The sequence below is a fragment of the Marinobacter sp. M5B genome (assembly GCF_042604615.1).
GTDB lineage: Bacteria > Pseudomonadota > Gammaproteobacteria > Pseudomonadales > Oleiphilaceae > Marinobacter > Marinobacter salarius.
In genome coordinates, this window is the sequence record NZ_CP156894.1 from 1,248,032 (window position 1) to 1,253,473 (window position 5,442).

A 5,442-nucleotide genomic window follows, 5' to 3' on the forward strand; every position below is an offset into this window, starting at 1 on the left:
AGCTTGCGGTGTGAATGGATATCCGTTGACGAGTCACTCTTATGGACAGGAAGTCTGTGCGCTATCAGCCTCTACTTATCGCCTTCCTCGCGATCGCAATGCCCGTGAATCTTTCGCGCGCACAGGAACCGGTGCGCGTCGGAATTGTTGCCGGGATAGAGCGGGAAATAACGGTTTCGGAGGGAGCGTTGGAGGGGCGCTTTTCCGGTTTCTATCGGTGCGTGTTCGAACGGGTTCCCGGGGATTTTCAGTTCGTTGAAATGCCTTTGGCGCAACTGCTTTACCAACTGCGAAAGGGCGGTGTTGCGGTAGGCCTTCCCCTGGTCCAGACCTCTGAACGGGACCGCTACGCTGATTTCGGTGGGAGGCTCTTCCAGACAGAGTACGTCTACCTGTTTCTGAAAGAGATGCCTCCCCTCAACCAGACGGCTGGCCTCACCTATGCGTTCGTTAGGAAGTTCGTCGGGGATCAACTGGTTCAAGGCGAAAACGCAAAGATTCTACCCGTCTCCGAATGGCGCCAGGCAGTCTACCTGCTCAAGCTGGGCCGGGCAGATGTGGTGGTCATTCCCTGGGTGCTCGTTGACAAGTATATGGACGGTTATGAGGGCGATTATTTTGTGCGTAGGGCAGCCTGGGTAGACATTTCCCTATACGTTTCCCATGAGCATGGGAATGGCCGGTTGACGGAAGATCTGCGCAAGGCCATTCGATGGTGCCGGTATCGAAACGATCTCAACTGAGGCTGGCGTCGTCATCAGGAAACACCGTGTCGTAGCACCAGGTGAAAACGAACGCATACACCAGATAAAAGACCACGAAGGCGATGTCGACGATCAGTGCCTCAACCAGCCCAATGCCCATCCACCAGGCGATGACCGGAAGGAAGGTTATCATCAGGCCCAGTTCAAAGCTGAGCGCATGAAATAACCGCATCTTCAGTGACTTACGAGTAGAGCCGGTAAGCCGTTTCAGGCCGTGATCGAACATGAGATTGAAGAGGTAGTTCCAGCCGGTTGCCATGGTTGCACCTATGGCAGCCAGGACGCTGGTTTTGTCGAGCTCGAAGCCAAACACAAGTGCGGCTAATGGGATGGCGATAAGCAGGCCGATGATCTCGAACGAGACGGCCTGACGGATTCTGTCTTTAGTGGTTCTCATGGAAATTCAGGAACAATGGAGGCGGGTCGTCCCGCGTTCAATTCCCGGGAAGGGCGGGGGCGTCCCCGAAACGAAAAAAGGTCACGACGTGAGTCGCGACCTTTTAAATTCTGGTAGCAAGGGGCGGAGTCGAACCGCCGACCCCGGCATTATGAGTGCCGTGCTCTAACCAACTGAGCTACCTTGCCGTCACTTCACCAATGGAAGCGGCGCGTATCTTATGGTTGGGGGTGTGGGCTGTCAAGAGCCTAGCCTGCGCCGCGACTCTTTTTTTATCTGTCTTTGGCATTTCTCGCCTGAAAACACCCATATAAACAATGATCTAAACGAGCCGGCTGTAAAGCATGGGTTTTCGACTCATTCCGTGATTGTTGCCGGTTGTTCATTTTCAGGCCTTGAATTCCAAATGTTAATGATGGTTAAATGCAAATGATTGTCATTTATCAATTACCCAGGGACGGCTTGCTATGAGTTCTTTCAGGCACGAATTGGATCAACAGGCTCGCAACCTGTCCGACCTAAGATCCGTTGACGTTACCGGAGCGCCCAATTGGGAGAGGCGCCTTGTAGCGGCCTACCAGCAGCATCGAAAACCGCTGGTGGACACCGCTCAATATCTCCTTGGGTGCAGGGCAAAGGCTGAGGATGTGGTACAGGATGCGTTCCTGAAAGTGTGGGACCAGGGATTCGCCGACAATGTCAGGGACGAAGGCCGTTTTCTTCACCGGGTGGTGCGTAACCTCGCCATCGATCGTCTTCGCCGGTTGGCCCTGGAAAACCGCTTCGCAGCCTGCGATGTCGATGTGGAGGAGGAAGCCGGTGTGCTTTCGGCTTCACCAGAACGGCAGTTGGCTGGAACCCGGGCACTGCACCATGCGCTGTCTTCCCTCGCAGAGCTGCCTGCTCGTGTACAGAAGGTGTTAATGCTTACCCGGGTTGAAGGTCTGACCCAGAGGGAGGTGGCTCTCGCTATTGGGGTCTCTCCCACATTGATCAACTTCATGCTGAAGGATGCGCTGGCTCATTGCCGTGGCAGCCTGGACCAATCCTATCCGTTTTAATCCAAGCCTTTCTCATTCGCGAATTGGGGACTGTTGTTCATGAGACTGATCCGTCTGGTATTTAGTCACAACCCGGGGGCGCTGACCGTTGCGCTTTTGCTGAGCGTTGTGAGTGCGCTTTTGAGTGTCGGGGTGGTGGCGTTTATTAACGAGCGCCTGGTGTCTGCGACAGAAGGCGGGGCAGGTCTGCTTTGGCAGTTTACCGGCCTGCTGGTGGTACTGCTGATCATCGCCTCCTACGCCCAGATATTGTTGACGGCGCTTGGTCATCGGTTTGTCTACGGATTGCGGCGGTCGATGGTAAAGCGGGTTCTTGATACCGGAATCGAGCGCCTGGAAGAGATTGGTGGGGCGAATATCCTGGCCAGTCTGTCCAGCGATATCCGTAATATCACCCTGGCGTTTGTCAATCTGCCTCAGCTGATATACGGCCTTGGCCTGAGTGTCGCAGCGTTCGCGTACCTGGCCTACCTGTCACTGCCGCTGTTTGTCATGACGTTGCTCTGGATGACGTTCACCATTGGTGTGGGGTGGGTGCTGATCAGGGCCCTGAGTCACCATCTCCAGAAGCTTCGCGAATCTGAAGATCGCATTTATCAGGACTACGAGGCGGCTATTGAAGGGCGGAAAGAGCTGAGCCTCAACCGTGACCGTGCTCGCCGTTACTACGACGACGAGTTTGATCTGAGCGCAGAAACCTATCGCAGCCATGTCACGCTGGCGGACCGCTATCACAGCATCGCCAGCAACTGGGCCAACATCATGGTGCTCGGCACCATTGGCCTGGTGTTCTATCTGGTCAATGGCCTGGGGTGGGCAGCGGCCTCCGTGGCGCCTACCTATGCCCTGACCATTCTTTTCATGCGTACCCCTCTGGTTTCTGCCGTGGCGGCGTTGCCCGCGTTGCTGTCGGCTCGGGTCTCGCTCGACAAGCTCGATACCCTGGCGCTGGCGGAGTATCAGCCCGGCTTCCAGGACATGAGCCGTGATCCGACGGGTGAATGGCAGGAATTGCAGTTGCATGCGGTGCGGTATCGCTATCCGGCCCAGCATGGTGAGCAGGGGTTCGACGTGGGGCCGGTCACCCTGACGATCCGTCGTGGCGAAACCCTCTTCCTGGTCGGTGGTAATGGCAGCGGTAAGTCCACTCTGGCCCGTTTGCTGTCTGGTCTTTATCTGCCTCACCAGGGCGAGATCCAGATCGACGGCCAGCCCCTGCGACCGGAGGATTGGAGCAGCTATCGCCGCCTGTTTGGTTCCGTGTTTACCGATTTCTTTCTGTTTGATCAGCTCATCGCCCAGCAGGGTCAGAACGCAGACCCGGCGGACGTGAATTACTGGCTTGGACGCCTCCGCATGGAGGACAAGGTGAAGGTGGCCGGCAGCCGTCTGCAGGATACCCGGCTTTCACAGGGGCAGCGAAAGCGGCTGGCGCTGTTGCTGGCTTTGCTGGAAAAGCGGGACATCCTGCTGCTGGATGAATGGGCCGCCGACCAGGACCCGGTTTTCCGCCGGTTGTTTTACCAGGAGCTGCTACCGGAGATGAAAGCGCAGGGCAAAACCATTTTCGCCATTACCCACGACGACCGTTATTTCCACCACGCGGACCGGCTGCTGAAGATGGACAGTGGCCGACTGGTCGAGTTGTCAGCCGAGGATCGCCAGCAGTCACGCCATGACGCCTTGCAGATGATCGGAGAGTGACTTTTTCCGGCCAGGCCTAAACATCCGGCGTTCCAGTTCGTCTGTATGTAAATGAGAATTATTTGCTTTGTTGGCCGGGTATCGACAGGCCTTCAGGCAATGTTTTCGCAATCCATTATTACGGGAGAACGGTGATGAGCCACATGCATGATTTTCTTGGCGTCGGTTTTGGCCCGTCGAATCTGGCGCTGGCAATAGCGACACAGGAGTACGCTGAGGGCGGGTCTTCGCCCGATGCCTGTTTTCTGGAGCGCAAGCCAGAATTCAACTGGCATGAAGGTATGCTGATTGACGGCTCCACCATGCAGATTTCGTTTCTCAAGGATCTGGCCACCCTGCGGAACCCGCAAAGCCGCTTTACCTTCATCAACTACCTGAAGGAGCAGGGGCGGCTCGAAGATTTCATCAACATTCAGACGTTCTTCCCCGCGCGGGAGGAATACAACGATTACCTGCAGTGGGCTGCCAGTCACTTTGACGATCAGGTGCACTACGGTCGCGAGGTAGAGGGTGTTGAGCCTTTCCTGAAAGACGGCCGGTTGATCGGGTTTGACGTGCTCTCCCGAACCGCAGGGGGCGAGCTTGAAAGCCGCAGGGCCCGTAACCTGGTACTTGGTATGGGCGGTGCGCCTCAGGTTCCTGCTGCGTTTGAAGGAATAACCGACCCGCGCATCGTGCACTCGTCGCAGTATCGGGGGCGCATTGACACCCTGCTTGCCGACCAGGGTCGCAAGGCGCGGATTGCCGTGGTCGGGGGCGGCCAGAGTGCGGCGGAGATCTTCGAAGACCTTACCCAGCGATTCCCCCAGGTGGATGCGTCCATGATTCTGCGTGGAACCGCTCTGAAGCCCTCGGATGATAGCCCGTTCGTCAATGAAATCTTTAACCCGTCGTTTATCGACCAGATCTATCAGCAACCCGAGTCGCGACGCTTGCAACTGCTTGAAGAGTTCCGCAACACCAACTACGCGGTGGTCGACCTTGAGCTGATCGAGCGCATCTTCCAGATGTTCTATCTCCAGAAGCTGCGGGGAGAGGAGCGACACCAAATGTTGACCCGCCGGGATGTTGCCCGGGTTGACGTGGGTGACGGTGAGCTGCGCCTGACCCTGCGCGACCTGGCTACCGATAGCCAGCAGGAACTGGGATTTGATGCTGTCATCCTGGCCACCGGTTACCGCCGGAATCAGCACCACGAACTGCTGGCGGGGCTGGGTGGCCACCTGGAAAACCTCACGCCTGACCGTCAGTACTGTCTCAACCTGCGGGACAGCGATGCCCGGATTTATCTCCAGGGCTGCTGCGAGACCACGCACGGTCTGAGCGACACACTGTTGTCCGTACTCGCTGTTCGGTCACGGGAAGTGCTCGAGTCGATTCTCGAAGGTCGGGACCGCGGGCACTCCGCCGTTGCTGATCGCAAAGCCCACGCCGCCCCCATGGTGTGATGGCCTGAGGGAAACCGCGGGGAGCAAGTCCTCGCGGTAATGTGTTCTGAAATCATGCAGGTGACAAG

At 56.9% G+C, this 5,442-nt stretch carries 5 protein-coding genes and 1 tRNA gene; 4 read left to right on the plus strand and 2 right to left on the minus strand.

Annotated elements, in window-relative coordinates:
* The first annotated feature begins 41 nt into the window (after positions 1 to 41).
* Positions 42 to 743 carry a transporter substrate-binding domain-containing protein gene (locus AAGD24_RS05655; RefSeq protein WP_091644365.1) on the plus strand — a complete coding sequence of 234 codons (702 nt, stop codon included), beginning with the start codon at positions 42 to 44 and terminating at the stop codon, positions 741 to 743.
* On the opposite strand, the gene AAGD24_RS05660 is transcribed toward AAGD24_RS05655, so the two are convergent.
* Positions 736 to 1,161 (minus strand): PACE efflux transporter, encoded by a 426-nt coding sequence (locus AAGD24_RS05660; RefSeq protein ID WP_075194959.1) that lies wholly within the window; start codon positions 1,159 to 1,161, stop codon positions 736 to 738. The genes AAGD24_RS05655 and AAGD24_RS05660 overlap by 8 nt on opposite strands.
* Before the next feature lie 111 nt (positions 1,162 to 1,272).
* Positions 1,273 to 1,349, minus strand: a tRNA-Met gene (locus tag AAGD24_RS05665).
* 279 nt (positions 1,350 to 1,628) lie between these two features.
* On the opposite strand from AAGD24_RS05665, the gene AAGD24_RS05670 reads away from it, so the two are divergent.
* The 3 genes from AAGD24_RS05670 to AAGD24_RS05680 all read left to right on the plus strand — a co-directional run bounded on the left by AAGD24_RS05670 (position 1,629) and on the right by AAGD24_RS05680 (position 5,374).
* Complete coding sequence (locus AAGD24_RS05670; RefSeq protein ID WP_126810535.1) at positions 1,629 to 2,222, plus strand: sigma-70 family RNA polymerase sigma factor; 594 nt, start codon at positions 1,629 to 1,631, stop codon at positions 2,220 to 2,222.
* Between the two features lie 39 nt (positions 2,223 to 2,261).
* Positions 2,262 to 3,926, plus strand: coding sequence for a multidrug ABC transporter permease/ATP-binding protein (locus AAGD24_RS05675; protein WP_379866806.1), 1,665 nt, complete (start codon positions 2,262 to 2,264; stop codon positions 3,924 to 3,926).
* Positions 3,927 to 4,060: 134 nt separating this feature from the next.
* The gene (locus tag AAGD24_RS05680; RefSeq protein WP_126810534.1) at positions 4,061 to 5,374 is read left to right on the plus strand and encodes a lysine N(6)-hydroxylase/L-ornithine N(5)-oxygenase family protein; all 1,314 of its coding nucleotides are present in this window, start codon (positions 4,061 to 4,063) and stop codon (positions 5,372 to 5,374) included.
* Positions 5,375 to 5,442: the final 68 nt, after the last annotated feature.

Bases quoted from the DNA above. Each gene is read 5' to 3' on its own strand.
- AAGD24_RS05670 (WP_126810535.1), top strand. From the start codon at position 1,629: ATGAGTTCTTTCAGGCACGAATTGGATCAACAGGCTCGCAACCTGTCC.
- AAGD24_RS05675 (WP_379866806.1), top strand. From the start codon at position 2,262: ATGAGACTGATCCGTCTGGTATTTAGTCACAACCCGGGGGCGCTGACC.
- AAGD24_RS05680 (WP_126810534.1), top strand. From the start codon at position 4,061: ATGAGCCACATGCATGATTTTCTTGGCGTCGGTTTTGGCCCGTCGAAT.
- AAGD24_RS05655 (WP_091644365.1), top strand. From the start codon at position 42: ATGGACAGGAAGTCTGTGCGCTATCAGCCTCTACTTATCGCCTTCCTC.
- AAGD24_RS05660 (WP_075194959.1), bottom strand. From the start codon at position 1,161: ATGAGAACCACTAAAGACAGAATCCGTCAGGCCGTCTCGTTCGAGATC.